At 56.2% G+C, this 722-nt stretch carries 1 protein-coding gene and 1 pseudogene; both read left to right on the forward strand.

The genetic code is table 11. The features are described 5' to 3' along the window. Positions 1-383: helix-turn-helix domain-containing protein (locus ACQRCJ_RS12460; protein ID WP_427799945.1), on the forward strand; the 383-nt coding region annotated here is incomplete at its 5' end. Between the two features lie 104 nt (positions 384-487). Next, a pseudogene (locus ACQRCJ_RS12465) lies at positions 488-722 on the forward strand (hypothetical protein); the annotation flags it as partial.

Raw genomic sequence — 722 nt, forward strand, 5'->3', positions numbered from 1 at the left:
CTTTGACGCCGCCCTGTATCCAGCCTTCCCGGGGCGGCGTTTTTATTGGGAGAAACGTTATGGATTCACTTGGGCAACGCATCCGTCAATTGCGTGGTACGCGTTCGCAAAACACCTATGCTGCCCAACTAGGCATCAGCAAAGGATCGCTGGGCGCCTATGAGCGCGATGCCAGTACGCCTGATGCCGACACGCTGTCAGCCATCTGCTTGCTGGAAGACGTATCGTGTGATTGGCTGCTGCTCGGCAAAGGAGATAGACAGGGGATCTTTCCGCCTTCCACGCCAGTCGCAGGAGAAGGACGGCTCGGAGATATCGAGCGTCGCCTTGTTTTTGTTGAAGAACTCCTGCACTCGCTGCTGCGTGCCCATAACAAGCAATAGTAGCGTAATATACAAGGCCACAATTAAAGAAGCATACCGTTTTCCCGGAGGTGCGCTCCCCCTTCGAGGGCAAGATTTCGGGCGTTCCCCGGCAAGGAGATATCATGTTCCATTTTTCAAAGATTCTTCCCGGTCTGGCGCTGATGATGGCGCTGCCCCTGGCTGGCTGCGAACTTGGCGGCAAGCCGGACGTTGTCTGCGTGGATGTGGAACGCGTCCTCAGCCAGTCCAGGGCCGCGCAGCAGGCCAACGAACACCTGGCCAAAGTCCAGGCCATCCTGCAGAACGGCCTGGATGTCTATCAGGAAGAACTGAAAAAAAGCCCTGAAGAAAAACGCC

The organism is Desulfovibrio sp. SGI.102 (assembly GCF_050314315.1).
In the GTDB taxonomy this organism is placed as follows: Bacteria; Desulfobacterota; Desulfovibrionia; order Desulfovibrionales; family Desulfovibrionaceae; genus Desulfovibrio.